The sequence below is a fragment of the Streptomyces sp. NPDC004134 genome (genome assembly GCF_042874195.1).
In the GTDB taxonomy this organism is placed as follows: Bacteria; Actinomycetota; Actinomycetes; order Streptomycetales; family Streptomycetaceae; genus Streptomyces.
This window is the reverse complement of the sequence record NZ_JBIAMS010000006.1, coordinates 205,418-230,006: the sequence shown is the minus strand read 5'-3', so window position 1 is coordinate 230,006 and position 24,589 is coordinate 205,418. Positions and strand designations below refer to the sequence as shown.

16 protein-coding genes are annotated in these 24,589 nt (G+C 75.1%); 12 read left to right on the top strand and 4 right to left on the bottom strand.

Annotated features, from left to right (window positions below; all coding sequences use genetic code 11):
* Positions 1-54: 54 nt before the first annotated feature.
* Positions 55-1,521 (top strand): hypothetical protein, encoded by a 1,467-nt coding sequence (locus ACFYVJ_RS11245; RefSeq protein WP_388889084.1) that lies wholly within the window; start codon positions 55-57, stop codon positions 1,519-1,521.
* Positions 1,521-3,518, top strand: coding sequence for an ATP-binding protein (locus tag ACFYVJ_RS11240; RefSeq protein WP_388889082.1), 1,998 nt, complete (start codon positions 1,521-1,523; stop codon positions 3,516-3,518). Before ACFYVJ_RS11245 ends, ACFYVJ_RS11240 begins: the two co-directional genes overlap by 1 nt.
* On the opposite strand, the gene ACFYVJ_RS11235 is transcribed toward ACFYVJ_RS11240, so the two are convergent.
* Both ACFYVJ_RS11235 and ACFYVJ_RS11230 read right to left on the bottom strand, forming a co-directional pair.
* On the bottom strand, positions 3,431-5,344 hold the full coding sequence (locus tag ACFYVJ_RS11235; protein WP_388889079.1) for a hypothetical protein: 1,914 nt from the start codon (positions 5,342-5,344) through the stop codon (positions 3,431-3,433). The two genes, ACFYVJ_RS11240 and ACFYVJ_RS11235, sit on opposite strands and share 88 nt — an antisense overlap.
* Complete coding sequence (locus ACFYVJ_RS11230; protein WP_388889076.1) at positions 5,341-6,288, bottom strand: TIGR02996 domain-containing protein; 948 nt, start codon at positions 6,286-6,288, stop codon at positions 5,341-5,343. Before ACFYVJ_RS11230 ends, ACFYVJ_RS11235 begins: the two co-directional genes overlap by 4 nt.
* Before the next feature lie 284 nt (positions 6,289-6,572).
* Between ACFYVJ_RS11230 and ACFYVJ_RS11225 the strand changes: the two genes are divergently transcribed.
* The 4 genes from ACFYVJ_RS11225 (at position 6,573) to ACFYVJ_RS11210 (ending at position 18,368) form a co-directional block, all read left to right on the top strand.
* On the top strand, positions 6,573-14,159 hold the full coding sequence (locus tag ACFYVJ_RS11225) for an amino acid adenylation domain-containing protein (RefSeq protein WP_388889074.1): 7,587 nt from the start codon (positions 6,573-6,575) through the stop codon (positions 14,157-14,159).
* Between the two features lie 78 nt (positions 14,160-14,237).
* Positions 14,238-16,640, top strand: coding sequence for an ATP-binding cassette domain-containing protein (locus tag ACFYVJ_RS11220; protein ID WP_388889072.1), 2,403 nt, complete (start codon positions 14,238-14,240; stop codon positions 16,638-16,640).
* A gap of 97 nt (positions 16,641-16,737) precedes the next feature.
* Positions 16,738-16,962 (top strand): MbtH family protein, encoded by a 225-nt coding sequence (locus tag ACFYVJ_RS11215; RefSeq protein ID WP_388889069.1) that lies wholly within the window; start codon positions 16,738-16,740, stop codon positions 16,960-16,962.
* Complete coding sequence (locus ACFYVJ_RS11210; protein ID WP_388889066.1) at positions 16,959-18,368, top strand: acyl-CoA dehydrogenase family protein; 1,410 nt, start codon at positions 16,959-16,961, stop codon at positions 18,366-18,368. Before ACFYVJ_RS11215 ends, ACFYVJ_RS11210 begins: the two co-directional genes overlap by 4 nt.
* Before the next feature lie 7 nt (positions 18,369-18,375).
* Here the strand turns inward: ACFYVJ_RS11210 and ACFYVJ_RS11205 are convergent, their stop codons facing one another.
* Positions 18,376-18,561 (bottom strand): hypothetical protein, encoded by a 186-nt coding sequence (locus tag ACFYVJ_RS11205; protein ID WP_388889063.1) that lies wholly within the window; start codon positions 18,559-18,561, stop codon positions 18,376-18,378.
* 228 nt (positions 18,562-18,789) lie between these two features.
* Here ACFYVJ_RS11205 and ACFYVJ_RS11200 point away from each other — a divergent pair, with 228 nt between their 5' ends.
* From ACFYVJ_RS11200 to ACFYVJ_RS11190, 3 genes are all read left to right on the top strand, one after another.
* A complete protein-coding gene (locus ACFYVJ_RS11200; RefSeq protein ID WP_388889061.1) occupies positions 18,790-19,002 on the top strand; it encodes a DUF5132 domain-containing protein in 213 nt (70 codons plus the stop codon).
* Positions 19,003-19,062: 60 nt separating this feature from the next.
* The gene (locus ACFYVJ_RS11195) at positions 19,063-20,148 is read left to right on the top strand and encodes an NAD(P)/FAD-dependent oxidoreductase (protein WP_388889059.1); all 1,086 of its coding nucleotides are present in this window, start codon (positions 19,063-19,065) and stop codon (positions 20,146-20,148) included.
* Positions 20,149-20,348: 200 nt separating this feature from the next.
* A complete protein-coding gene (locus ACFYVJ_RS11190) occupies positions 20,349-20,495 on the top strand; it encodes a hypothetical protein (RefSeq protein WP_388889056.1) in 147 nt (48 codons plus the stop codon).
* Here ACFYVJ_RS11190 and ACFYVJ_RS11185 read toward each other — a convergent pair.
* Complete coding sequence (locus ACFYVJ_RS11185; protein WP_388889054.1) at positions 20,450-22,051, bottom strand: MFS transporter; 1,602 nt, start codon at positions 22,049-22,051, stop codon at positions 20,450-20,452. The two genes, ACFYVJ_RS11190 and ACFYVJ_RS11185, sit on opposite strands and share 46 nt — an antisense overlap.
* A 108-nt stretch (positions 22,052-22,159) precedes the next feature.
* Here ACFYVJ_RS11185 and ACFYVJ_RS11180 point away from each other — a divergent pair, with 108 nt between their 5' ends.
* The 3 genes from ACFYVJ_RS11180 to ACFYVJ_RS11170 all read left to right on the top strand — a co-directional run bounded on the left by ACFYVJ_RS11180 (position 22,160) and on the right by ACFYVJ_RS11170 (position 24,583).
* Positions 22,160-23,017, top strand: coding sequence for a helix-turn-helix domain-containing protein (locus ACFYVJ_RS11180; protein ID WP_388889052.1), 858 nt, complete (start codon positions 22,160-22,162; stop codon positions 23,015-23,017).
* A gap of 12 nt (positions 23,018-23,029) precedes the next feature.
* Entirely contained in the window at positions 23,030-23,833 is an 804-nt protein-coding gene (locus ACFYVJ_RS11175; RefSeq protein ID WP_388889049.1) for a class I SAM-dependent methyltransferase, read from the top strand.
* A gap of 63 nt (positions 23,834-23,896) precedes the next feature.
* The gene (locus ACFYVJ_RS11170) at positions 23,897-24,583 is read left to right on the top strand and encodes a DUF899 domain-containing protein (RefSeq protein ID WP_388889046.1); all 687 of its coding nucleotides are present in this window, start codon (positions 23,897-23,899) and stop codon (positions 24,581-24,583) included.
* Positions 24,584-24,589: the final 6 nt, after the last annotated feature.

The following is a 24,589-nucleotide window of genomic DNA, read 5'->3' as shown; positions in this document are numbered from 1 at the left end:
GCCGCCCGCCCCGCGCCCTGTAGCGTGCCCGCGAGCGGCGAGGGGAGACCACTGGTGCAGCGGGAAGGGCGGGGCACGCACGGCGCGCCCGACCTGCGGCGGCTCCCGGTCGCAGCGACCGCGGCGACCGCGGCGACCGCGGAGGAGCCGGCCGGCCCCGAGGTCGTGGCGGAGGCGCGGCGCCGGAAGGAAGCCGCGCTGCTGGACTTCGGAACCGGGCAGAGCGTCGTGGCCTCGTGGCTGTACACGAAGTGCCACCGCCACCTCGCCACCACCGTGATCCCGACCGCCGCCGTCACCGCCACCGGCGACGGCCGCTGCGCGCTCCTCTACAACCCGTACTTCTTCGCCTCGCTGGACTTCGAGGGCGTCAAGTTCGTGCTGTTCCACGAGGCGCGGCACCTGATGCACCGGCATCTGTACGTGGACGAGGAACTGCGCTCCGACCCGGTGTTCACGCTCGCCGCCGAAGTGGCGATCAACCACGTCGCGCTGCGCCGGCTGGGCCGCACCTCGTTACCGGAGGCGGTCCCGGAAGGCGGCGGCCCGCCCGAGCCGGTCGGCGTCGACCCGGACGGGGTGTACCGCGCGTACCGGGACGACCTGCGGGGGCAGGGGCTGGCCCCGCTGCCGTACGACGAGTTCATCCGCACCGACCTGACGGTCTACGGCGAACTGCGCCGTATGAAGGCGCACGACACCCCGCGGTCCGGCTACTGCGTCCACCTCGCCGGCGGCGCGGCCGGCACCGAGGTCCCGCTGGACCCGGAGACGGTCGGGCAGGTCGGCGACGACGTGCTGCGCGAGGTGATGCAGTCCGCGCTGCGCGGCGGCCGGTCGGCCCGCGACGAACTGCTCGGCCTCGCCGACCGCACCGCGGACGGCGGCGAGCGGTTCAGCAGGCTCTGGGGCCGCCTCGGTCTCGACAAGCTGCGCGGCAGCACGCCCCGTACGCGCCGGGTCGACTGGTGGCAGCGGTGGCTGACCGACGTGCTCGCCTCCAAGCTGACCGAGAGCGAACGGCTGGTCTACCCGAAGAAGCACGGCGCGATCGTCCTCGCGCTCGGCCACGAGCCGATGCTCACCCGTCGCGGCCCGGAGCGAACGAAGGTCGTGCTGGTCGCGTTCGACACCTCGGGGTCGATGCCCGACGCCGTGGTCGAGTGGCTGACCACCCTGGTCGGGCAGACGGACGGGGTGGAGAGCCACTGGCTCTCCTTCGACGGCGTCGTGATGCCGTTCGTGCCCGGGGAGCGGGTGGCGGGCGGCGGCGGCACGGACTTCCAATGCGTCGTCGACTACGCGGAAGGCCGGCTGGAGATCGCCGGGAAGCCCTTCCCGCACGAGCCGGACGCGGTGATCGTCGTCACCGACGGCTACGCGCCCCACGTCACCCCCGCCGACCCCGACCGCTGGATCTGGCTGATCACCGACGGCGGCGACGACTGGCCGGAGCGGCACCACCGCCCGATGGCCTGCCACCGGGTCGCGTCCGAACGACAGCAGAGGAGAAACGCCTAGTGGCCGCCGCGACACCGCCCGCCGCGACACCGTCTGCCGCGACAGCGCCGGAACCGCCCGCCGCGGGCCGGCAGTGGCGGGCGAACGCCACCTATCCCGACCCGCCGCAGGAGGGGCCGACCGCCAGGCTGGAGAAGTTCATCGACGCGATGATCGCCACCGGCCAGACCGGGCAGATCTTCGGCGAGCACGGCATCGGCAAGACCTCCACCTTCGTCTCGTACGTGCCGAAGCGCTATCCCGGGACCGGCCTGGTGGTCCTGCCCGCGGCCAACCTCGCCCCGGACGACCTGCTGATCAACGCCCCCGTACGCGACGAGCGCAGCGGCGAACTCGCCCTGCGCCAGCTCGTGATGCGCCAGCTCACCCCCGGCACCCCCTTCGTCCTCCTCGTCGACGACTCACTCCAGGCGGGCAACACCGTCCAGTCCCAGCTCATGCAGATGGCCTGCAACTGGACCCTCGGCGAGTACGACCTGCGCGAGCTGGGCTGCGTCGGGGTGTTCCTCACCGACAACGAATCGCTGGCCGAGACCAGCGTGCGCCGCTCCGACCTGGCGATCCTGGACCGGATGGTGACCCTCCGGCTGTCCGCCAACGACACCGCGTGGCGGTACGCGCTGGCCGCCCGGTTCCCCGACTGGGACCTGCGCGAGGTGTTCCGGCAGTGGGCCGCCCTCGACCCGCACCTGCGCGGTCTGCTCTCGCCGCGCACCCTCCAGCACGTACTCGACTGCGCCCGCGCCGGCTTCCCGCTGGCCTGGGGGCTGCCGCTGCACAACGGCCGCCGGCTGGCGCTGGTCGAGACCGGCGCCGAGGGCGCCGGCGGCGCGCCGGGCAGGGACCGTACGGAGGACGTGCTCGACGCCATCGCGGCGGCGGTCGGCGCGGCCAACCCGGCCACGGTGACCGACCCGGTCCGCCGCATCCTCAGGGCCGCCGCCGCGCACCGCTGGGCCGTGCTGCTCCAGGGGCCGCCCGGCTGCGGCAAGACGGAGATCGCCAAACAGGTCGCCCGGGACGAGACCGGCCGCGAACCGGTGTACTTCTCGCTGCCGGTGACCAACGTCGAGGACCTGTGCGTGCCCGTGCCGACCGCGGACGGCGCGCTGGAGGCGATGCTCGCCAGGTCGCTGCTCGACCCGGAGCCGAAGGTGCTCATCTGGGACGAGTACAACCGGCCCAAGGACAAGGCGACGTACGCGAAGCTCATGGAGATCACCCAGGAGTGGACGCTCGCGGGCCGCGCGCTGCCCGGGCTGCGCGCGCAGGTGGCGCTGCAGAACCCGCCGTACCACCTGGGCCGCAAGATGCTCGTCAGCAGCAACAACGTGGCCCAGGCCAGCCGGTTCACGGTCAGCTACGAGGTGCGGCCGGAGGACATCCCGGCCAACGAGTGGCTGATCTCGACGTACGGCGAGATCGCCGAGACCGTCCTCGAATGGTGGAAGAACGACATCGACGACGAGGGCCGCGACTGGGTCACCAAGCGCACCCTGGAGCGGCTCATCAAGCTGCACCGCGCCGGCATCCCGCTGGAGCAGGGGCTGATCTACCTCGGCGACGGCGAGTACGCGCCGGTGCCGCTGTCCGGCCTCGAAGCGCGGCTCGCGGAGCGGCCCCAGATCGGGCTGGCGGAGCTGGCCACCGACCTCGCGGGCTGGCAGGCCCGGCTGGCGGCGGCCGTCGAGACGTCGGCGGAGGGCACCAACGATACCGACTTGGTGCACCAGGTGTTCTCCAACGCGGAGGTGTCGCAGCTCGAACGGCACCTCGACGTGGTGGCGCGGCTGCTGCCGCACCTGCCGCCCAAGCTGCGCGCCACCTACCTCGTGGGCCAGGCGCAGGCGCGCCAGCGCTTCTGGATCTCCGCCCTGGCCCGGATGGGCGAGCTGGCCGCCGCCCCCGCCTACTCCTTGGCCTCTTCCTCCCCTTCCTCTTCCTCCTCGTCGTCCTCCTCGTCGTCCTCGTCCTCGTCCTCGTCCTCGTCGTCGTAGTAGTGCTCCTCCCAGTTCTCGTCGATGTCGTCCTCGCCGAACGGGCGGACCATCGGGACCGCGACGGTGGACTGCTCGTGGTCCACCGTCCAGGAGTTGCGGAAGAAGTCGAACTTCAGGTGGAAGAGGCCGTCGTGCTCGGTGAAGAGGATCGGCGGCACCAGGAAGTGCGCCACGTCCACGGTGGCCGCGGTGGTGACGAAGTCCTGCGCCGGGGGCACCGGCGGACCGCCCTGGCAGGACGCGAAGTTGACCGGCTCCGGCGCCTTGCTGCCCAGCACGTGGATGCGGTTGCCCTCGACGACGAACCGGTCCGGGTCGAGCACCACGTCCTCGCCGAGCATCATCACCGGCGCGGGCAGCACCTCCGCCTTGGCGGCGTCCTGCGCCTGCACGTAGTGCCCGATGACGTCCGCGTTGCGCGAGGTGTCGAAGTGCGGTCCGAGGAGGCCGCCGTCGCAGATGCCGCACGCGCAGTCGGGCATGTCGTCGGTGGCGGGCTCCTCGGGCTCGGGGAACAGCATGCTCTTGTCGAACGGCGCGAGGGGTGACGCGCCGCCGCTCTCCTCCAGGAACGCCGGTATCCAGTCGGTGCCCTCGGCCTCGACCACCGTCGTCTCGCACGCCGCGCGGAACGCCTGGTCGCCGACCTTGCAGTTGAAGTAGTCCAGCAGCGTGATCGCCGCGCACGCGGCCGGCGACAGACCGCCGGACGCGGGGAACCAGAAGTCGTGCCCGTTGGCGACGAAGTCCAGCCCGCGGAACCGCTTGTGCAGGAACGGCTCGCCGGCCGCCCCCGCGCCGAGGTCGCCGCTCCAGTGCGCCGCGGCGACCCGGTTGTAGTAGTCGTCGGCGTGCCGGGCGAGTTCGGGCGCGAAGACGCTCTCGCCGGTCAGGTAGCACGCCTTGGCGAACAGGGCGCCGATCTCCGGGTCGTGCGCGGCGTCCGGTTCGCTGAAGACCAGCTCCGTGCGCAGGAAGACCTTGCGCCCTTCGAGGTACGGGGCGCCTTCGTGCTCGTACCGCTGATCGAAGATCACGCAGGTGAAGGGGGCGATGTCGGTGAGGCCGGCGCCGCCGGTGAGGTCGAGGGCGGGGCTGCCCGTGCCGCCGGTGAGGTACAGCAGGACGGTGTAGCGGGAGACGTGCCCGCGCGACCGGTCGTAGTACGGGGTGTCGCGGTGGCGGTGGAAGTTGGCGTCGTCCGGCTCGAAGCGGTTGCACCGGAAGACGGGGTTGACGTGCGCGAAGCCGTCGAGCCGCGCCCGGGGCATGGCTCCGGCCACCGCCTTGGTCAGGGCCTCGGCGAGCAGAGCCGAGTGGAAGATGAAGCGGTCGCCGCCGCGGGAGCCGCGGTTGAGCGGCGGCACGTAGAGGCCGAGTGCGTCCAGGCCCTCCAGCCGCGCCCGCGCCGCCGCGGGCAGCCCGATCGAGAAGGAGTACGCCCCCTCGGCGAACTCCGTGCGGTCCGTCAGCTCGAACTCCAGCCCGCCGTCGGCGAAGAGCCGGTCGAGCGGCAGGATGTTCTCGTACGTACGGAACGACATCTCCCGCGGGTCCGCGAAGACGGCGGCCAGATACGGCGCCGCCTCGCTGGGCCGCGCGAACAGGTCGCGCACGCCCGCGTCGATGCGCTCGGCGTCGACGAAGCGGACCGCCTTGAACCGGGCCGTCGGATGCCAGGAGACCGCCAGCCCGTCGAGCACGGCGGTGGGCTCGGCGTCGGTGGCGTCGACCAGCGCGCGATACCGGTCGACCTCCTCCGCGGACGCCTGCCCGGCGGCGCTGGACAGGGCGAAGAACCCGTCGCGGAGTTCGGTGCTCACACGCTCCTCCAATAACTGCGCAGTACGGGCGGGAGTGGGGACGCGGCGGCGAGCCGGCGCGCGCCGGCTTCGCCGACGTCCGCGGCGTAGAGCAGCAGCCGGGTGAGCGATCCGAGGAACGGTGCCGCGAGCAGCGCCTCGGCGCCCTCCTCGCCGATCTCGTTGTAACGCAGGTCGAGTTCGGTGAGGTCGCCGAAGGCGTGCAGGGCACGCACCCCCTTCGCGGTGAGCGCGTTGTGCTGGAGGTGCAGGCGGCGGACGCCGGTGAAGAAGGGGTTGGCCGCCAGCGCGGCAAGGCCGCTGTCCCCGACGTGGCAGTACCGCAGGTCGAGTGCCCCGATCCGGCCGGGCGCCGCCGCGAGGGTCTGGCCCCCGGCAGCCTCGCTGCGGAAGTACGAGGACACCGCCAGGGCCTTGGCGCCCAGCGCGCCGACGCGGAGGTAGGACAGGTCGACGGAGGTGAACGGGGCCAGGTCGAGCGTCGCGAGCGTGGCCGCCTCGACCTCGGCGGACGGCAGCGGCTCGCCGTCCTCGTCCGTGTCGTCGTCCCAGTAGCCGAACTCCGCCGGGTCGGCGTCCGGCGGCACGATCTTCAGCGAAGTCGCGAACGGGGCTGCGCGCAGGGCCTGTTCGATCAGCATGGGCGCGTCGTCTTCCCACTCCACGGCGATCGCCGTGGCGAACCCGTGCCGCCGCTCCCGGGCGCTGACCCCCTCCGGCAGCTCCGCGTCCCAGCTCTCCCGGTGCTCCGCCACCAGCGCGTCGATCTCCCGCTCGACGGCCTTCCGGCCGCCGCCGGGAGCGACGCGCGCCCGCCGCTCCGCCAGCCGGATCAACTCCGCGCGGGGGTCGCCGCGCTCCTTCAGCCGGTCGCCGTAGACCAGCCAGGACGCCAGGTCGTCCGGGCGCTCCCGCAGTGTTCTTTCAAGGGCCCCTAAGGTCATTGCCGGAGGCTAACAGCGGGCACTGACACGCCGGTTCGCCCCCCGTACGGGACGCGGACGTGCCGTGCGGGGCCCCGGCCGGGCCGCCGGCCGGACGTTCTGCGATCAACCGATATCCGTCTATCAGACCGCAGATCATTCCTTCGGGTGCTATCTGAGGCCGGGAGAAGGAATATCCCGCACCCGCTGGCACGATGATCCACATCTTCCTCCCCCCGGGGGCCGGAGTGCCCCAAGCCACCGTTCTCCAGCAGAGATTGCCGGCACCAGCAGGAGGTACATCGTTGTCGCGTAGCCAGGTCCCCGCAGCGCACGGCGGCGTCGGCGCACCGCCCGGCGACCGGCCGGCCGACGCACCCGGCACCCTGCCGGTGACCGCGGGGCAGCGGGAGGTGTGGCTCGCCGAGCAGCACTCCCCGCACCAGGGGTCCGCCCTGCGGCTCGGCGAGTACCTGGCGATCGAAGGGCCGGTGCGGCCGGACCTGTTCGAGGCGGCGCTGCGCCGAGTCGTCGGCGAGGCCGACGCGTTGCGCGTACGGCTGGTGCCGGGAGCGGACGGTCCCGTACAGGTGCTGGAGCACGAACCGCCGTGGAAGCTCGCCTTCGTCGACCTGAGCGGCGCACCCGACCCCGAGGCGGCCGGGCGGGCGTGGGCCGGCGCCGACCTGGCCCGGCCCATGGACCTGGCCGGGGGGCCGCTCTTCAGCTTCGCGCTGCTCAAGCTCGCTCCCGACCGGTTCTGGTGGTATCACACGTACCACCACGCCGCGGTCGACGCGTTCGGCTACGCGCTGGTGGCCCGCCGGGTCGCCAAGGTCTACACGGCTCTCGTACACGGCGGGGAACCGGACCCCTCGCCCTTCGGCCCGCTGGCGGCGCTGGTCCGGGCCGACCGCGCGTACCAGGAATCGGCGGGCCGGGCCGCGGACCGGGCGTACTGGACCCGGCAGTTGACCGGCTGGACCCGCGCCGACGCGGGCGCCGGGAACGACGCGGCCGCGCGGCTGCCGCAGCAGCGCCCGGCGCCCGGGGTATCCCCGGCCGAGGGGCGGGCCGCCGCGGATCCCGCGCATCCGGACGTGCCGTGCACCCCGCTGCTGCCGCTGCCGCGCCCGGAGGCGCTGCGCGCCGCGGCCCGGCGCGCCGGGATCTCCCGCTTCCGGCTGGTGTTCGCCGCCGTCGCGCTGTACGAGCACCGCCGCACCGGCGCCCGGGACGTCGTCGTCGGCCTGACCGTCGCGGGCCGGACCGGACCGGCCTCCCGCACCACCCCGGGGATGCTGGCCAACAGCGTTCCGGTGCGCCTGACCGTACGTCCCGGCATGCCGCTGCGGGACCTCCTCGCCCAGGTCGACGCGCGCATGCGGGAAGCCGTCGAGCACCAGCGCTACCGCGCCGAGGACCTGCACCGCGACCTCGGCCTGTCCCGCGGCCCCGGCACGGCGTACGGGCCGATGGTCAACCTCATCGGCTTCGACTACGACATCTCCTTCGCCGGCCACCGCTGCACCGCCCACAACCTGTCGTTCCCGCTGGCCGCCGACCTCATGATCATGGTGTGGGACCGCCGGGACGGCACCGGCCCGCACATGCGGCTGCACGCCCCGCCAGGTGTGCACGGCACGGCGGAACTGGCCGACACCCAGCGGCGGCTGCTGGACGCCGTCGCGCAACTCGCCGACGCCGACCCGGACCTTCCCGTCGGCCGGCTCGACGCGCTGCCCGCCGCCGAGCGGCGGCAGTTGCTCGCGCTCGGCGACGCCACCGCCTCCGCCGCGCCCGCCGCACCGGTCGCGGCGCTCTTCGAGGCACAGGTGCGCCGGACACCGCAGGCACCCGCTCTGGAGTCCGACGGCACCGCCCTGTCGTACGCCGAGCTGAACGCCCGCGCCAACCGGCTCGCGCACGCGCTGGCGGCCCGCGGGATCGGGCCGGAGGACATCGTCGCGCTCGTGCTGCCGCGCTCGGTGGACCTCGTCGTCGCCGAACTCGCCGTGCTGAAGGCCGGTGCCGCCTATCTGCCCGTCGACCCCGTATACCCGGCCGCGCGGCGGGAGTTCATGCTCGCCGACGCCCGCCCGGCGCTGGTCCTGGACGACCCCCGCACCCTCGCCGGACTGGCCGCCGGGCAGCCCGACCGCGATCCGGGCGTCGCCGTCGACCCCCGCCGCCCGGCGTACGTGATCTACACCTCCGGCTCCACCGGGCGCCCCAAGGGCGTCGTGGTGCCGCACACGGGCATCGCGTCCCTCGTCGCGTTCCACACCGAGCGGCTGCGGATCACCCCCGGCAGCCGCTTGCCGCAGTCGGCCTCGCCCAGCTTCGACGCCTGCACCTGGGAGATGTGCGTCGCCCTCCTCGCCGGCGCCACGCTCGTCCTCGCCCCCGGGGACGACCCGCTGGCCGTCCTCACGGAACCCGGCTTCGGCATCACCCACGCCTTCGCGCCCCCCTCCGCGCTCGCGGCGGTCGCCGAGCAGGACAGCCCCGTGACGACGCTCGCCGTCGGCGGCGAGCCGGTGCCGCCGGGGCTGGTCGCACGCTGGGCCCCGGGCCGGCGGCTCGTGAACGTCTACGGACCGACCGAGACCACCGCGATCGTGACCACCAGCCGCCCCCTCCCGCCCGACGGCACCGCCCCGCCGATCGGCCGGCCGCACTCGGGCACCCGCCTCTACGTCCTCGACGGCGCGCTGCAGCCCGTACCCGTGGGCGCCGCCGGCGAGTTGTACGTCGCGGGCGTGTCCCTGGCCCGCGGCTATCTGCGCCGGCCGGGGCTGACGGCCCTGCGGTTCGTGGCCGACCCGTACGGCCCGCCCGGCACCCGGATGTACCGGACCGGGGACGTGGTGCGCTGGCGCGCCGACGGGCAGGTGGACTACGTCGGCCGCGCCGACCGCCAGGTCAAGATCCGCGGCTTCCGCATCGAGCAGGAGGAGGTCGAGGCGGCGCTCCTCGCCTGCCCCGGCGTCGCCCGGGCCGCCGTCCTCGCCCGCCGCGACCCGCCGGCCGGCGAACTGCGGCTCGTCGCGTACGTCGTGGCCGCCGAGGACGGCCTCAGCGCACCCGTGCTGCGCGCGCGCCTGCGCGCCCGGCTGCCCGCCTTCATGGTGCCGGCGGCGTTCGTCATGCTCGGCGACCTGCCGCTGAACGCCAACGGGAAGATCGACCGCGACGCCCTGCCCGCCCCCGGGCAGGACCCAGGCGAGGCCGCGGGCGCGCCACCGCGCACCCCGCGCGAGCGGCTGCTGTGCGAGCTGTTCGCCGGCGTGCTCGGTGTGCCGCGGGTGGGCGCGGACACCGACTTCTTCGCCGCGGGCGGGCACTCGCTGCAGGCGATCCGCCTGGTGGCCAGGATCCGCACCGCCCTCGGCGCCGACCTCGCGCTCAGCGCGCTGTTCGAGGCACCGACCCCCGCCCGGCTGGGCGCCCGGCTCGACGGCGCGGCCCCGGCCAGGCCCGCGCTCACCGCGGAGCCGCGGCCCGCGGCCGGGGCGGTGCCGCTGTCGTACGCGCAGCAGCGGCTGTGGTTCCTGCACCGCGCCGAGGGCCCGGCGGCCACGTACAACATCCCCCTCGTGCAGCGGTTCACCGGCGAGCTCGACCCGGACGCGCTGGAGCGGGCGCTGGGCGACGTCGTGGCCCGGCACGAGTGCCTGCGCACCGTCTTCCCCGGCACCGGCGGCACCGGCGGCACCGCCGACGACGCCGCCGGGCCGCGGCAGCGGATCCTCGGCGCCGAGGCGGCCCGGCCACCGCTGCCCGTCACCGGGGTGGCCGGCGCGGCGGAGCTGCGGCGGAAGCTGGCGGAGGCCGTACGCTACGCCTTCGACCTGGCCGTCGAACCGCCGCTGCGCGCCGAGCTGTTCGTGCTCGGCCCCGCCGAGTCCGTCCTGTGCCTCGTCGTCCACCACATCGCCGCCGACGGCTGGTCCATGACCCCGCTCACCCGCGACCTGGCGACCGCGTACGCCGCCCGCCTGCGCGGCCGGGAGCCCGACTGGGCGCCGCTGCCGGTCCGTTACACCGACTACACCCTCTGGCAGCGCCGCCTCCTCGGCGCCCCCGAGGACCCGGACGGCCTGCTGCACCGCCAGCTCGCCCACTGGAGGGCGGCGCTCGCCGGTCTGCCCGACGAGATCGCGCTGCCCCGCGACAGGGCCCGGCCCGCCGTCGCCTCGTACGCGGGCGGCCGGGTCCGGCTGCATATCGACGCCGAACTGCACGCGGCGCTCGCGGACCTGGGCAGCCGCTCCGGCGCCAGCCTGTTCATGGTGCTGCACGCGGGCCTCGCGGCCCTGCTCACGAAGCTCGGCGCGGGCACCGACCTGCCGGTCGGCAGCGTGATCGCCGGCCGCGGCGACGAAGCGCTGGACGACCTGGTGGGCTTCTTCGTCAACACGCTGGTGCTGCGCACCGACACCTCGGGCGACCCCGCCTTCGCGGAGCTGCTGGAGCGGGTGCGGGACACCGCGCTGGCCGCGTACGCCCACCAGGACGTGCCCTTCGAGCGGCTCGTCGAAGCGCTGGGCCCGCCCCGGTCCCCGGGCCGGCACCCGCTGTTCCAGGTGGCGCTGTCCGTCGACGCCGACGAGACCGCGGAGTTCGCGCTCCCCGGGCTGCGCGCCTCCCGGATCCGGGTGCCCACGCGGACCGCGAAGTTCGACCTGGACATCGGCATCGGCGAACAGCGTTCCGCGACAGGCGAACCCCTCGGCCTGACCGGCACCCTCGACTACGCCACCGACCTTTTCGACCGCGCCACCGTGCAGGAGTTCGCCGACCGCTGGGTGCGCCTGCTGCGGGCGGCCGCGGCCGAACCCGGGCTGCCGATCAGCCGCATCGACGTGCTGTCCGGCGCCGAGCGCCGTCTCCTCGTCGGCAACGCGGAGGCGGACGGCGACGGTGAGCCGGCGCCCGCGCACACGCTGACCGGGCTGTTCGCCGCGCAGGTACGCGCCACCCCCGGCGCGGTCGCCGTCGCGGCGACCGGTACGAAGCTGACGTACGCCCAGCTCGACGCCCGCGCCGGCCGGCTCGCGCACGCCCTCGCCGCCCGCGGCGCCGGCCCCGAGGACGTCGTGGCCGTCGCCCTGCCCCGCTCCGCCGACCTCGTCGTGGCCCTGCTCGCGGTCCTCAAGGCCGGCGCCGCCTACCTGCCCCTCGACCCCGGTTACCCGGCCCCGCGCCTTGCCGCCATGGTCGCCGACGCCCGCCCCGTGCTGCTGCTCACGGACACCGCCACCGCCGCCGCCACCGGGACCCTCGGCGCCGGCGTCCCGCGGCTGCTGCTCGACGACCCGGCGCAGGCCGCGGAACCGGCGGCCCCGCCCGGCACGGAACCCGCGCGGGTACCGCGGCCGGGCCACCCCGCCTACGTCATCTACACCTCCGGCTCGACCGGCGCGCCCAAGGGCGTCGTCGCGCGGCACGCGAGCGTCGCCGCCGTCGCGGAGCGGTACCGGGAGCAGATCTTCGGTCCGGCGGCCAGGCGCGCCGGCGGCCGGCCGCTGCGCGTGGCGCTGACCTCCTCGGTGTCCTTCGACGCCTCCTGGGGGCAGCTCGCGGCCCTCGCCGGCGGCCACGAGCTGCACGTGCCGGACGAGGGCACGTGGACGGACGCGGACCGCTTCGTGGCGTGGCTGGCGGAACGGCGCATCGACAGCGTCGACGTCACGCCCTCGTACATGCGGGTCCTCTGCGACCGCGGCCTGTTCGCGGACGGGCACCACCGCCCCGCCCTCGCCGTCCTCGGCGGCGAGGCGCTGCCGCCGGAACTGTGGCGCGAGCTGCGCGCGGTCCCCGGGCTGACCGCCCACAACATGTACGGGCCCACCGAGTGCACCGTCGACTGCGTGCAGGCGCGGCTCGACGGCACCGGCACGCCCGTCCTCGGCCGTCCCGTCCCCGGCGCCCGCGCGTACGTCCTGGACGCCGCGCTGCGGCCGGTGCCGCCCGGCGTGACCGGCGAGCTGTACGTCGCCGGGGCCGGCCTGGCGCGCGGCTACCTGCGCCGCCCCGGCGAGACCGCCCTGCGGTTCGTGGCCGACCCGTACGGCCCGCCTGGTGCGCGGATGTACCGCACGGGCGACCTCGCCCGCCCCCGCCGCGACGGCCGGCTCGACTTCGCCGGGCGCGCCGACGACCAGGTCAAGATCCGCGGCCACCGCGTCGAACCCGGCGAGGTCGAAGCCGCCCTCGCCGCCCACCCCGAGGTCGCCCACGCCGCGGTCGTCGCGCGCGCGGACCACCGCGGCGACACCCGGCTCCTCGGCTACGCGGTGCCCGTGGTCGGCGACCCCGACGCGGCGGCGCTGCGCGCCTTCCTCCGCGCCCGGCTGCCCGCCCACGCCGTACCGGCCGCGATCGTGGCGCTGCCCGCGCTGCCGCTGACGCCCAACGGCAAACTCGACCGCCGCTCCCTGCCGGACCCGGGCCCCACCGGCGCCACCGGCGCCGGGCGGGCCCCGCGCACCCCGTACGAGAAGGCGCTCTGCGAGCTGTTCGCCGAAGCGCTGGAGCTGCCGGCGGTCGGCGTCGACGACGACTTCTTCGCGCTCGGCGGCCACTCGCTGCTCGCCACCCGGCTCGCCGCCCGCATCGGCGAACGGCTCGCCGTCCCCTTCGGCCTCGCGGCCCTCCTGGAGGCCCCCACCCCGGCCGGACTCGCCCGGCAGTTCGGCGCCGAAGGGCCGCGGGCCGCGCCCTCCTGGGTGCCGGACTCCGAGGCGAAGCTCAGCCCCGCGCTGCGGTTCACCGCCGCCCCGCCGCCGGCCGGCGGTCCCCGCGAGGTGCTGCTGACGGGCGCCACGGGCTTCGTCGGAGCCTTCCTGCTCGCGGAGTTGCTGCGGGCCACCACGGCCCGGGTGCACTGCCTCGTCCGGGCGGGCACCGCCGCCGAGGCGCGCGAGCGGCTGGCAGCGGCGCTGCGGGCGTACGGCCTCGGCGCGGCGGCGGGCGACCCGCGGACCGTCGCCATCCCGGGCGACCTCGGCGCCGTCGACCTCGGCGCCGGGCCGGAGCACTGGGCCCGGCTGCGCGACGGCGTCGACACGATCGTGCACGCGGGCGCGCGCGTCCACCACGTCTCGCCGTACACCCTGCTGAAGCCTGCGAACGTCGAGGGCACCCGCACCCTGCTGGGCCTTGCGGCGGAGGGGCGGCCGAAGGCGTTCCACCACCTGTCGACCCTCGGGGTGTTCCGGGCGTACGGCGCCGGTGCCGCACCCGTCACGGAGGAGTCGCCGACCGGCGGCGAGCGACACCCGTACGGCAAGGGCTACTCCGCGAGCAAATGGGTTGCCGACCGGCTGGTGGAGCGGGCGTTCGCCCGCGGCGCGAGCGGCGGCATCCACCGCCTCGGCCGCATCTGGGCGCACTCCGCGACCGGCGCCGTCAACCGCGACGACATGTTCTCCCGGCTCCTGGCGAGCTGTGCGGAACTCGGCTGCCACCCGGTGGATCCCGCGCTCGACGAGGCGCTGCTCCCCGTCGACGTCCTCGCCCGCGCCGTCGTCGCACTGGTGCTGCGGGACGACGGCCGCCCGGCCGTGCACCACCTCCACCACCCGCGCCGCACCGGCACCGGCGCCTTCATGGCGGGGCACGACCGGTTGCACGGGACGCGCTCCGCGGCGCTCCCGCTCGCCTCCTGGCTGGGGCGCCTGCGCTCCGCGGGCGCACGCGGCCGGGAGCTGCCGATCGCCCCGTACCGCGAATATCTGGAGGACCTGGCCGGCACGGCGGGGACGAGGGCCCACCCGGTGTTCGACAACGGCAGGACGATCGGGCTGCTGCGGCGGTACGGGGTCGGGATCCCGGACGTCGACGAGGCCGCCGTCGACGCCTACTGGACCTTCATGAAGCGCTAGCGCACGCCTGCCGTACGAGACCGACCGTCCGCGCCGCCGCCGCGGCGCGCCGCATGAGAGAACCGGTGGTTGCTTCCGATGACCTCGACCCTGGCCGCAGGCCCCCACGCCAACGGCGTGGCCGTGGCGGCACCGCGCGCCCGCAGCGGGACCGGCGGCCGTGCCGCACCCCGGCCGCGCTCGATCCTGCCCGGGCGGCAGCGCTGGGAAGTCGCCCTCTTCCGCGGCAGACCGGGGCTCGCCCGGGTCGCGGAGGCGTCGCTGCGGCAGGCCCCCGGCATCGAGGACGTACGCGTCAATCCGGTCACCGGCCGGGTGCTGCTGCGGCACGACCACACCCTCGCCCCGCGCGACGCCGCCCGGCTGCTCCACCTCGCGGTCGACCGCGTGCTCACGGCCCTGCACACGCCCGCCGCCCACGGCGGGGGCACCGAGCCCGCCGCCCCGCCCGCGTACCTTCCCGAAGCCCGCTCCCCGCGCGGGTCCGAAGGGACCGCCCGCCGGCTGCCCCGGATCCTGGGCCTGGGCTGCGCGGCAGCGGCGGCGCTCGCCGGCGGGCCGCTGCTGCTGCGGTTCCTCAGGCGTCCCCTGCTCACCCTCGGCGCGGCCGCCGTGGCGACGGCCGTCGTCGTCCGGCGCGCCTGGCGCAGAACCGACAGGGCCCGCGAAGGGCCGGCCGCGGCGGGCCCGCGGCGGCACGCCGTGAGACGCATCATCGGGCGGCACCGGCGCAAGTTCGGCATGGCCGCGCTGCTCTCCGCGCTCTCCACCCTGGCGGAGATGGCGCTCTTCGCGCTCACCCCCTCGATCGTGCTGCTGGTCGCGCGCGGCGGGAGCGCCACCCTCACCCGGTACGGCATCGCCGGCATCTCCGCCCAACTGGGCACCCTGGCCGCCGCCGGCGCGTTCGCCTGCGCCGTCATGGCGGGCACCGGCTACGCCGCCGGGGTCGCCTGGCGCGGGGTGGCCCAGGACGTCGAGGACGACTGGCGGACCCGCACCTACGCCCACGTGCAGAGCGTGGCGCCGGCCGACCTGGAGCACGAGCGCGTCAGCCGCGTCAACGCCGTACTGGCCGAGGACATCGGCCAGCTCGGCACGTTCGTCGGCACGAACATGCACGACGTCGTGCAGATGGGCGCGGGACTGGCGCTTCTCGTCCCGATGTTCCTGCTGCTCGCGCCGCAGCTCGCCTGGATCGCGTTCGCACCGATCCCGCTCGTGGCCTGGCTCTCGTTCCGCTTCCACGAACGCGCGGTGGCCGACACCGCCGCCTGCGGCGAGCGCCGGGCGCAGCTCAACAGCCGGGTCACCGAGAACCTGCACGCCCACACGACCATCAAGTCCGCCACGACGGAGGCGCACGAGATCGCCCGTATCGGCGAGCTGAACGGCCGGTGCAGCGAGGCCAACAGGTCCGCGGGGCGCAGCGCCGCGCTGCCGCCGCAGATCCTGCGGCTGGCCGGCGGCTCCGCGCTGGTGGGCACGGTGCTGCTCGGCGGCCGGGCCGTGCTGCGGGGCGAGCTGGCGACCGCGGCGTTCGGCCCGCTGATCGAACTCCCGGGCATCGCCATGCTGAAGCTCTCCCGCGTCGGCAGCGCCTCCGACCACTACCAGCGCACCCTCGCCGCCCTGGAGCGGATCGAGCGGCTGCACGAGCTGCCCGTGGAACCCGACGGGCCCGCCGGGGACGGCGGCCCGGCCGCCGCGGGCCGGGAACTGCCCATGCGCAGCCTGCGCGGGCGGATCGAGCTGCGGAAGGTGACCTTCGCCTACCCCGGCCGCGCACCCGTGCTGCGCGACACGTCGCTGATCATTCCGCCCGGCCGGACCACCGCCCTCGTCGGCACCACGGGCGCGGGCAAGACCACGATCGCCAAGCTCCTGATGCGCTTCCGCCACCCCGAGCGGGGGCAGGTGCTGCTCGACGGCGCCGACGTGCGCGGCCTGGCCCTGCCCGACCTGCGCCGGGCGATCGGGTACGTCACGCAGGAGCCGTTCCTCTTCGACGCGACCATCGCGGAGAACATCCGCTACGGCACCTTCCACGCCACCGAGGCCCAACTCGTCGCCGCCGCCCGCACGGCGGGAGCGCACACGTTCATCGACGGCCTCCCCGACGGCTACGACACCCGGGTCGGGGAGCGGGGCGCGGCGCTCTCCGGCGGGCAGCGCCAGCGGATCGCGCTGGCCCGTACCGTCCTGCGCGATCCCCCGGTCGTCATCCTCGACGAGGCCACGTCCGCCGTGGACAACGAGACCGAGGCCACCATCCAGCGGGCCCTCGCGGTCTTCGGCACCGACCGCACGATGCTCGTCATCGCCCACCGGCTCTCGACCGTCCAGTGCGCGGACCGCATCTACGTCATGGGCTCCGGGGGAGTGGTCGCGGAGCGCGGGACGCACGACGAACTGGTCGCGCTCGGCGGCGTCTACAGCTCGCTGTGGAAGCTCCAGGCAGGCGGGTCCGCGCGCAATTAGCAGGTGGTCATTCCTTCGGGTGGCAACGACACGCGGGACATCGAGAAATGCCGCTGAACCGAGACAATGAACGTCCGTTGAGAACCAGGAGCGTGGAATGACGCACGCGACCAATCCGTTCGAGGACGACGAAGCCCGTTTCCTGGTGCTCGTCAACGACGAGGGCGAGCATTCGCTCTGGCCGGCCTTCGCCGGCGTACCGCGGGGCTGGCGCGTCGTCCTCGCCGAGGACACCCGGCAGGCGTGCCTGGAGTACGTCGAGAGGACGTGGACCGACATGCGGCCGCGCAGCCTCGCCGAGGCCGGGGACGGTGTCCGATGACACCGCCGCCGACCGGGTCGGCGCCGGCCGCCTCCGCGCCGCCGGGCTCCGCACCGGCCCGCCCCGCCCGCGAACTCCCGCCCGCCGGCGTCCCGTACGCGCCCTCTCCTGAACTCCGCGCCGTCCTCGCCCGCCACCCCGCGCTCGCGGACTTCGCCGCCCGCGTCACGGACTTCCTCGACCGGCATCTGCCCGAGCCCGGTACGGAAGAGGCGCCCCGGCCGCCCTGGCTCGACCTGCGCCGGCACGCGGCCCGGGCCGGGCTGACGGGGTTCGACGTGGCCGCGCGGGGCAGCGACGGGGACCCGGGCGCCGGCGCGGGCCAGGTGCCCGGCGGGGGCCCGGGCGCGGCCGTACCCCCGGGTCTCGAACGGGTCGCGCAGGGGCTCGCGATGTACCTGGCCGGGCGGCGCGACTGCGACGCGCGCGAGGTCTTCAGCTCGGGCCACGGCGCGATGGCCCTGCGCTACGGCGCGCCCGCCGTCGCCCTCGCGGTACGCGACCGGGTGGTCGAGCGCGGCGAGTTGGCGGGCGTCGCCTCCAGCGAGCCGCACTCCGGCTCGGATCTGCGCGGCCTGCGCACCGTGGCGGCGGACCACGGCGACCACCTGGTGCTGTCGGGCACCAAGGGGCTGGTGAGCCGGGTGGAGGAGGCCGTCGGCTTCGTGGTCTTCTGCAAGGTGGTCGCCCCCGAGCTGGCCGCCGCCCTGACCGGGGAGGGCGCCGACGCCGGTGCCCGCGCGACGCTGCGGGAGGTGCCGCTGTCGGCGCTCTGGCTGCCGATGGACGCCCCCGGCGTGCGCACCCAGACGGCCGCGCCGCTGGGCCTGCGCGGCTGGAGCCTGGGTCATCTGCACCTCGACGGCGTACGGGTCGAGCGCGACCTGCTGCTCGGCGCCCCGGGCGACGGCCGCCGGATCTTCGACGCGCACTTCGCCGGCTGGCGGCTGATGATGGCGCTGGTCTGCCTGGGCGCGGCGGGTGCCGCGATCGACGAGGCGATGGCGCGCACCCGCCGGCGCAGTGTCGGCCGTTCGTCGCTGGCGAGCATCCCGTCCGTGGCCTCCCGGCTCGGTACCGCGGCGGCGGAGGTGCAGGCGGCCACCGCCTGGTGCTTCTCGCTGCTCGAGGGTCTCGACCGGGACGCCGAGGGCGTCGACGTGGCGGCCTGCTCCGCGGCGAAGGCCCTGGCCACGGACGCCTCGTACCGCGCCGTCGACCTCGGGCTCCAGCTCCACGGCAGCGACGGGTACACGTGCCACACCCCGATGGAGAAGCGCCTCCGCGACATCCGCGGGCTCCGGATCGCCGACGGCCCGAACGACGTCCTCTACAGCGTGCTGGCGCACTCGCTGCTCGAAGGCGCCCGGGCGGGTGTGCGGGTGGTGCGGCAGCGGCGGGTCTGAGCGGGGGTCAGGGGAGCTTTCCGCGCAGCGCGGAGAGATAGAAGGGGATTCTCTTCACGGCCTTGCGTGACACCGGAAAGACCTCGATCTCGCCGCATCTGTGGTCGTTGATGGTGAGTACGTATTCGCCGTCGGCATGCCGCAGTTCCGCAGAATAAAGAAGGTCGTCGTCCCGGCTTTCTCGTTCATTCACACGGGAAACAATATGTCACGTCGCGATACGGAAGATCGACATAATCCCGCGGCACTCGAAAGAGTGAAGATCCGCAGGTCAGGGTGGTGGCGAGTCCGCTTCGTCCGCTAGTCTCTGAATTGGCAGTCCTGGCAACGTGAAAGAAATTCGAAGGGGCGGGTGCCGACGATGCTCCCAGTGCTTCCAGTGTTTTTGGTCGGGGCGGTTTCCGCGCCTCTTATCAAGAAAGTGATCAGGCCGGTCGTCCGCGGCACGATCAAGACGTCCGTGAAACTCGCGGTTGATGTGAAACGTGCGGCGCACGAGATCAACGAGGACATCAGCGACATCGCCGCGGAGGCGAGCGCCGAAGCCTTCGCCGCGGACGTCAGGGGCGATGCGGAGGTGCCGCGCCAGGGCGCCAAGAAGCCGCGCGCGGGCAAGGCGGTCGCGACCGACTGAGCCGGGCGGCCGGCCCGGCGGATCCGGGCCCGGATGCGACACTGCCGGGGAGGTGGTCGCATGGTGTCCGGGAGCCCGACTCCGCCGCGAAACGGCGTCGTTGTCGTCGGCGCGGGGGTCGTCGGCGCCTCCGTGGCGTACCACCTGGCGCGCCTCGGGGTGCGCGTGACGCTGCTCGACCGCGAGGCGGCCCCGGCCGCCGGCGTCACCGGTGCCTCCTTCGCCTGGATCGGCGGCGCCGCCGGTGACTGGCCAGGCGGCGCCGAGGACTTGCGCGGGTCCGTGCTCGCCGACCACCGGCGGCTGGCAGCCGAGGTGCCGGGCTACGCGGTCCGCTGGACGGGCTCGCTCACGTGGACCGGTGAGCCGACCGCGGGGGACACACCCGCGGTGCCGGGCAGGCACCGGGTCGTACGGGACGAGATCGCGGCGCTGGAGCCCCACCTCCGCAACCCGCCCCCGCACGCCTTCCACACGCCCGGCGACGGGGGCCTCGATCCGGAGGCGATGACCCGCGCGCTGATCGCCGCCGCCCGCGCCCGCGGCGCGACGGTGCTCCTCGGCACGGCGGTGACGGCGCTGGAGACCGCGGCCGGCCGGGTCACCGGCGCGCGTACGGCGACGGGATTCCACCCCGCCACGACCGTCGTCCTCGCCGCCGGCACCGGCGTCACCGCCCTGTCCGCGGCGCTGCCCGCCGAGGTGCCCGTACCGGAGTCCCCGGCCTTCCGGGTCCGGGTCGCGGCGCCGCCTGGCCTGGTCAAGACCATCGTGGCGACACCGGAGTTCGAGGTGCGCGAGGTGACCGACGGCGAGCTCCTCATGACGATCCCGCATGCCGGCGACTCGTCACCGGCAACCCTGGCCCAGACCGCCGAGAACGCCCTCCGCCACCTCAAGGACACCTTCCGGGGCGCCGATTCGTGCCGGCTGCTCGACCACCGCCTGGGCCGCCGCCCGATACCGCCCCACGGTCCGCTCATCGGCTACGCGGCACCGGACCGCTCCGCCTACGTCGCCGTCATGCACGCGGCCGTCACCCTCGCCCCCACCGCGGGCCGCCTGATCGCCGCCGAACTCACCACCGGCGAAGCACCCCCCGGACTCCGGCGCTGCCGCCCGCCGGCCGCGGGAGGGCGCGACTGAGCGCGTACGCAGGCGTCCGGGCGTACGCGGATCCGAGTAGCGAAGGTGTCTCCCCGCGGAGGACGCGGCCCCAGGCCCGCGGGCACCAGGCTGGCCACCCGTGAGGACCACCGGAGCGCAACGTCCCCCTGCTGCTGATCGCCGGGGCACCCTTCCGGGACGAGGAGGCGGGTGGTCCGGCGGCGGACAAGGTGACGGAGATGATCCCGGTCGGCCAGGTCCTCGGCTGGATCGTCAACCTGGCGGTGGCGGAGCTGCTGATCCGGCGCCGGAGGAGGTCCGGAACCGTCCTGCTTCCTTCCTACGGCGGCGGCAAGCCCGACACACGAGAGGCACCGCCCCCGTGAACCCCGTCGTCACCACCCCCGCCGGCCACGTCGACGCGCTCGGCCGGAACCGGGCCGCCCGCCGCGGGCAGCGGCGGCGCGGGGCGGCGACGGCGCGGCAGGTGCCGCAGCGTGAACACCCCGAGCGCCGCGTGCAGCAGCGCCGCGACCAGCGCCGCCGCGTGCAGCCCCGCGACGAACGCCGACTCCGCCTGACCGGCCGCCGCCGCGGTGATCCCCGGTACCTGCAACGTCTCGGTGAGCGTCCCGGCCAGGTCCGGCCCCCGCAGCCGGAAGACCAGCGCCGCCAGCGAGCCGAGCAGCGCGATCCCGAGGGCGTTGCCCAGTTCGTTGCTCGTCTCGGCGATCGCCCCGGCGGAGCCCGCGCGCTCCGGCGGCACCGCGGCGACGGCGGTGTCCGCGACGACGCTGAACGAGATGCCGTAGCCGACTCCCGCGACGACGGTGGCCGCGACGTACCAGCCGGTGCCGCCCGAGACCCCCGTGGGCAGGAGCAGCAGCAGCCCGCCCGCGATGACGAAGTGGCAGGTGAGCAGCGCCGCCCGGGTGCCGCTGCGCGCGACCACCGCCGGGGTGACGACGCAGGTGACCGTGAGCACCAGCGCGCCGGGCAGCGTCACGAGGGCCGCGTCGAAGACGCCGAGCCCGCGCACGGACTGCAGGTAGATGCCGCCCAGGTACGCCACCGCCGACCAGGCCGCCAGCGGCAGCAGCCCGGTGACCGCCGCGATCGCGAACACCCGGTCGCGGAAGAGCCCGAGGTCGATCAGCGGGTGCGCGAGCCGCAGTTGGCGGCGTACGAACCACCACAGCAGGGCGACGCCCGCGCCGGCCGCGACCAGCGGGACGACCGCGGGACCGTGGGCCGCCGCGCGCTTGATCCCGTAGACGGCCAGCAGGATGCCCGCGGCGGACAGCACGACGCTCGGCACGTCGACGCGGCCCTGCCCGCCGGTGCGCACCTCGCGCAGCAGCCGCGGGGCCAGCAGCAGGAACAGCGCCACCACCGGCAGGTTGATCAGGAACACCGAGCCCCACCAGAAGTGCGCGAGCAACTGCCCGCCCACCACAGGGCCGATCGCGAAGCCCGCGGCGAAGGCCGCCGCGAAGATCCCGATGGCCTGCGCGCGCCGCCGCGCGTCGGCGAACAGCTCGCTCAGCACCGCGAGCGCGGAGGGCAGCAGCGTGGCGCCGGCCACGCCCATCAGCACCCGGAACGCGATCAGCAGCTCCGCCGACGGCGCGAACGCCGCGCCCGCGGAGGCGGCGCCGAACACCGCCGCCCCCGCCATCAGCAGCCGCAGCCTGCCGTACCGGTCGCCGATGCCGCCGAACGCGACGAGCAGGGAGCCGACCGCGAACCCGTAGCCGTCGAGTATCCACAGCGCCTGGTCCGCCGACGGCGACAGCTCCGCGGAGATCGAGGTCATCGCCAGGAACAGCACCGAGCCGTCCATCGCGACCAGCAGCACCGGGCCGAGCACCACGAGCAGGCCGAGCCAGGCCCGCGGGCCGGGGGCGGGAGGGGGAGAGGTCCGCTGTACGTCCATGGCCACGACGGTGCTCCGCCGGGCCGCCGCCAGCCATCCCCGCACCGTGGGTACACCCGGCAGGGATACCCGGGGCCGCCGCACCAGCGCCCGCCCCGACGTAGCCTCGGGACCATGGAGCTGGAGAACCTCGGGGCGTATCTGAAGACCCGCCGCGGCCGCGTCACGCCCGCCGCCGCCGGCCTCGGCACCTACGGTGCCGCCCGCCGGGTGCCGGGCCTGCGCCGCGAGGAGCTGGCGCAGCTCGCCGGGGTGAGCGCCGGGTACTACACGCGGCTGGAGCAGGGGCAGGCCGGCACCGCCTCCCGGCAGGTGCTCGACGCGCTGGCCCGGGTGCTGCGGCTGGATCCGGCCGAGACGACCCACCTGCACAACCTCGCCCGCCGCCCGGCCGCACCGCGGCTGGTCCGCCCGGCGCCCGAGGAGCCGCACCCGCGGGTGCTGGCGCTGCTCACGTCCCTGGCCGAGACGACGCCGGCCGTCGTGCTGGGCCGCCGCGGCGACGTGCTGGCCTGGAACCGCACCGGGCACGCGCTGGTCGCCGAGCACGTCGGCTTCGACGCCCCCGGCGACCCCGCCCGCCGTCCTTCGGTGCCGCGGATGTTCTTCCTCGACCCGCTGGTACGGGACCAGCACGCCAACTGGGCGGAGCTGGCCCGCATCCACGTCGCGTACCTGCGGCTGACCGCGGGCCGCTACCCCACCGACGCCCGCCTCGCCGAGCTGATCGGCGAACTCGCCATGGGCAGCGGTGACTTCGCGGAGCTGTGGGCCGCGGGCGATGTCGCCGACTGCACCGTGGGCACGATGCGGCTGCGGCACCCCACCGTCGGCGCGCTCGACGTCGGCTACCAGGTCTGGCTGCAGCCCGACAGCCCCGACCACCGCCTGGAGGTGTACACCCCGGAAGACCCCGCCTCCGCCGACGCCCTCCGGCTGCTGTCCGCCCGGTCGTACCCGGCGGACGCCTGACACGATGCGGGGATGACCTCCCCGAGCGAGCACGCCGACCCCGACGGCGGCAACCGGCAGGACCGGAACCGCCAGGACCGGAACCAGCAGGAGCCGCGCGAGCGGGAGCGGAGCCGGCAGGCGGGCTCCTTCGGCGCCGCCGCCGGCGCGTACGAGCGCGGCCGCCCGCCCTACCCGCCGGAGGCGACCGCCTGGCTGGTGCCGGAATCCGCCCGCGCGGTCGTCGACCTGGGCGCCGGCACCGGCAAGCTGACCCGCGCCCTGCGCGCCCCCGGCCGCGCACTCGTCGCCGTCGAGCCCTCCGCGGGCATGCGCGAGCAGTTCGCCCGCGTACTGCCCGGCATCCGGGCCGTCGCCGGCACCGCCGAGTCGATACCCCTGCCCGACGCCAGCGCCGACACCGTCGTCTGCGCCCAGGCGTGGCACTGGGTCGACCCCGGACGCGCCGTCCCCGAGGTCGCCCGGCTGCTGCGCCCCGGCGGCCGGCTCGCGCTGGTGTGGAACAGCCGCGACGAGTCCGTGCCCTGGGTCGCGGAGCTGGGCCGGCTGCTGCGCGAGTACGCCCCGGCGCCCGCGGAGGACCGCCAGACCGACCGCATCGGCGCGCCGTTCGGGCCGGTCGAGCGCCGGGACTTCCGCTGGCGCCACCCGATGACCGACGCGGAGATCGTCGACATGGTCGCCTCCCGCAGCTACGTGATCACCCTGGCGCCCGCCGTACGCGAGCGGCTGCTGGACCGGGTGCGCGCGCTCCTCGCGGTGGCGCGACCGGGTGAGATGCCGTACGTGACCGAGTGCCATCGCGCCTGGCGATGAGTTCCGCCGGGCCGGCCGGTCTAACCGTACGGAGAAGCGATCCCTGAACACCGGAGGAGCACCATGACCGCCCACGCGATGCCGCCCGTCGTCGACAGCGACACCTGGCGGCGCGAGCTGGACGCGCTGCGCGTCCGCGAGAAGGCCGCGACCCGGGAGCTGGACGCCATCGCCGCGCAGCGGCGCCGGCTGCCGATGGTCGAGATGCCCGACTACACCCTGGAGGGTGCGGAGGGGCCGGTCCGGCTGGTCGACGTCTTCGACGGCAAGTCGCAGCTCATCGTCTACAACCACATGTGGTTCGAGGACAAGGAGTGGCAGTGCGGCGGCTGCACGAGCTACACCGCGCAGTTCACCCGGTTCGGCTTCCTCGACCCGTACGACGCGCGGTTCGTCATCGTCACCCAGGGCCCGATCGACCAGGCGCTGGCGTACAAGAAGCGCGTCGGCAACCAGATGACCTGGTACTCCACCGCGAACAGCCCGTTCGGCGCCGACGTCGACGCCCCGAAGGGCGGCGGGTTCGCGCTCAACGTCTTCCTGCGCGACGGCGACACGGTCTACCGCACCTGGCACTCCAGCGGCCGCGGCACCGAGCAGTTGAGCCACACCTTCCCGCTCGTCGACGTGCTGCCGTACGGGCGGCAGGAGGAGTGGCAGGACTCGCCCGAGGGCTGGCCGCAGTCACCCGCGTACAGCGGCTGGCTCGACTCGAAGGACATCGCCCGCCTCTACGGCGAGGACGCGTAACCCGGC

What these genes read in the sequence shown, in the direction of transcription:
- ACFYVJ_RS11190 (WP_388889056.1), top strand. Translation starts at nt 20,349, where the DNA reads ATGATCCCGGTCGGCCAGGTCCTCGGCTGGATCGTCAACCTGGCGGTG.
- ACFYVJ_RS11180 (WP_388889052.1), top strand. Translation starts at nt 22,160, where the DNA reads ATGGAGCTGGAGAACCTCGGGGCGTATCTGAAGACCCGCCGCGGCCGC.
- ACFYVJ_RS11210 (WP_388889066.1), top strand. Translation starts at nt 16,959, where the DNA reads ATGACACCGCCGCCGACCGGGTCGGCGCCGGCCGCCTCCGCGCCGCCG.
- ACFYVJ_RS11175 (WP_388889049.1), top strand. Translation starts at nt 23,030, where the DNA reads ATGACCTCCCCGAGCGAGCACGCCGACCCCGACGGCGGCAACCGGCAG.
- ACFYVJ_RS11195 (WP_388889059.1), top strand. Translation starts at nt 19,063, where the DNA reads ATGGTGTCCGGGAGCCCGACTCCGCCGCGAAACGGCGTCGTTGTCGTC.
- ACFYVJ_RS11170 (WP_388889046.1), top strand. Translation starts at nt 23,897, where the DNA reads ATGACCGCCCACGCGATGCCGCCCGTCGTCGACAGCGACACCTGGCGG.
- ACFYVJ_RS11220 (WP_388889072.1), top strand. Translation starts at nt 14,238, where the DNA reads ATGACCTCGACCCTGGCCGCAGGCCCCCACGCCAACGGCGTGGCCGTG.
- ACFYVJ_RS11230 (WP_388889076.1), bottom strand. Translation starts at nt 6,288, where the DNA reads ATGACCTTAGGGGCCCTTGAAAGAACACTGCGGGAGCGCCCGGACGAC.
- ACFYVJ_RS11215 (WP_388889069.1), top strand. Translation starts at nt 16,738, where the DNA reads ATGACGCACGCGACCAATCCGTTCGAGGACGACGAAGCCCGTTTCCTG.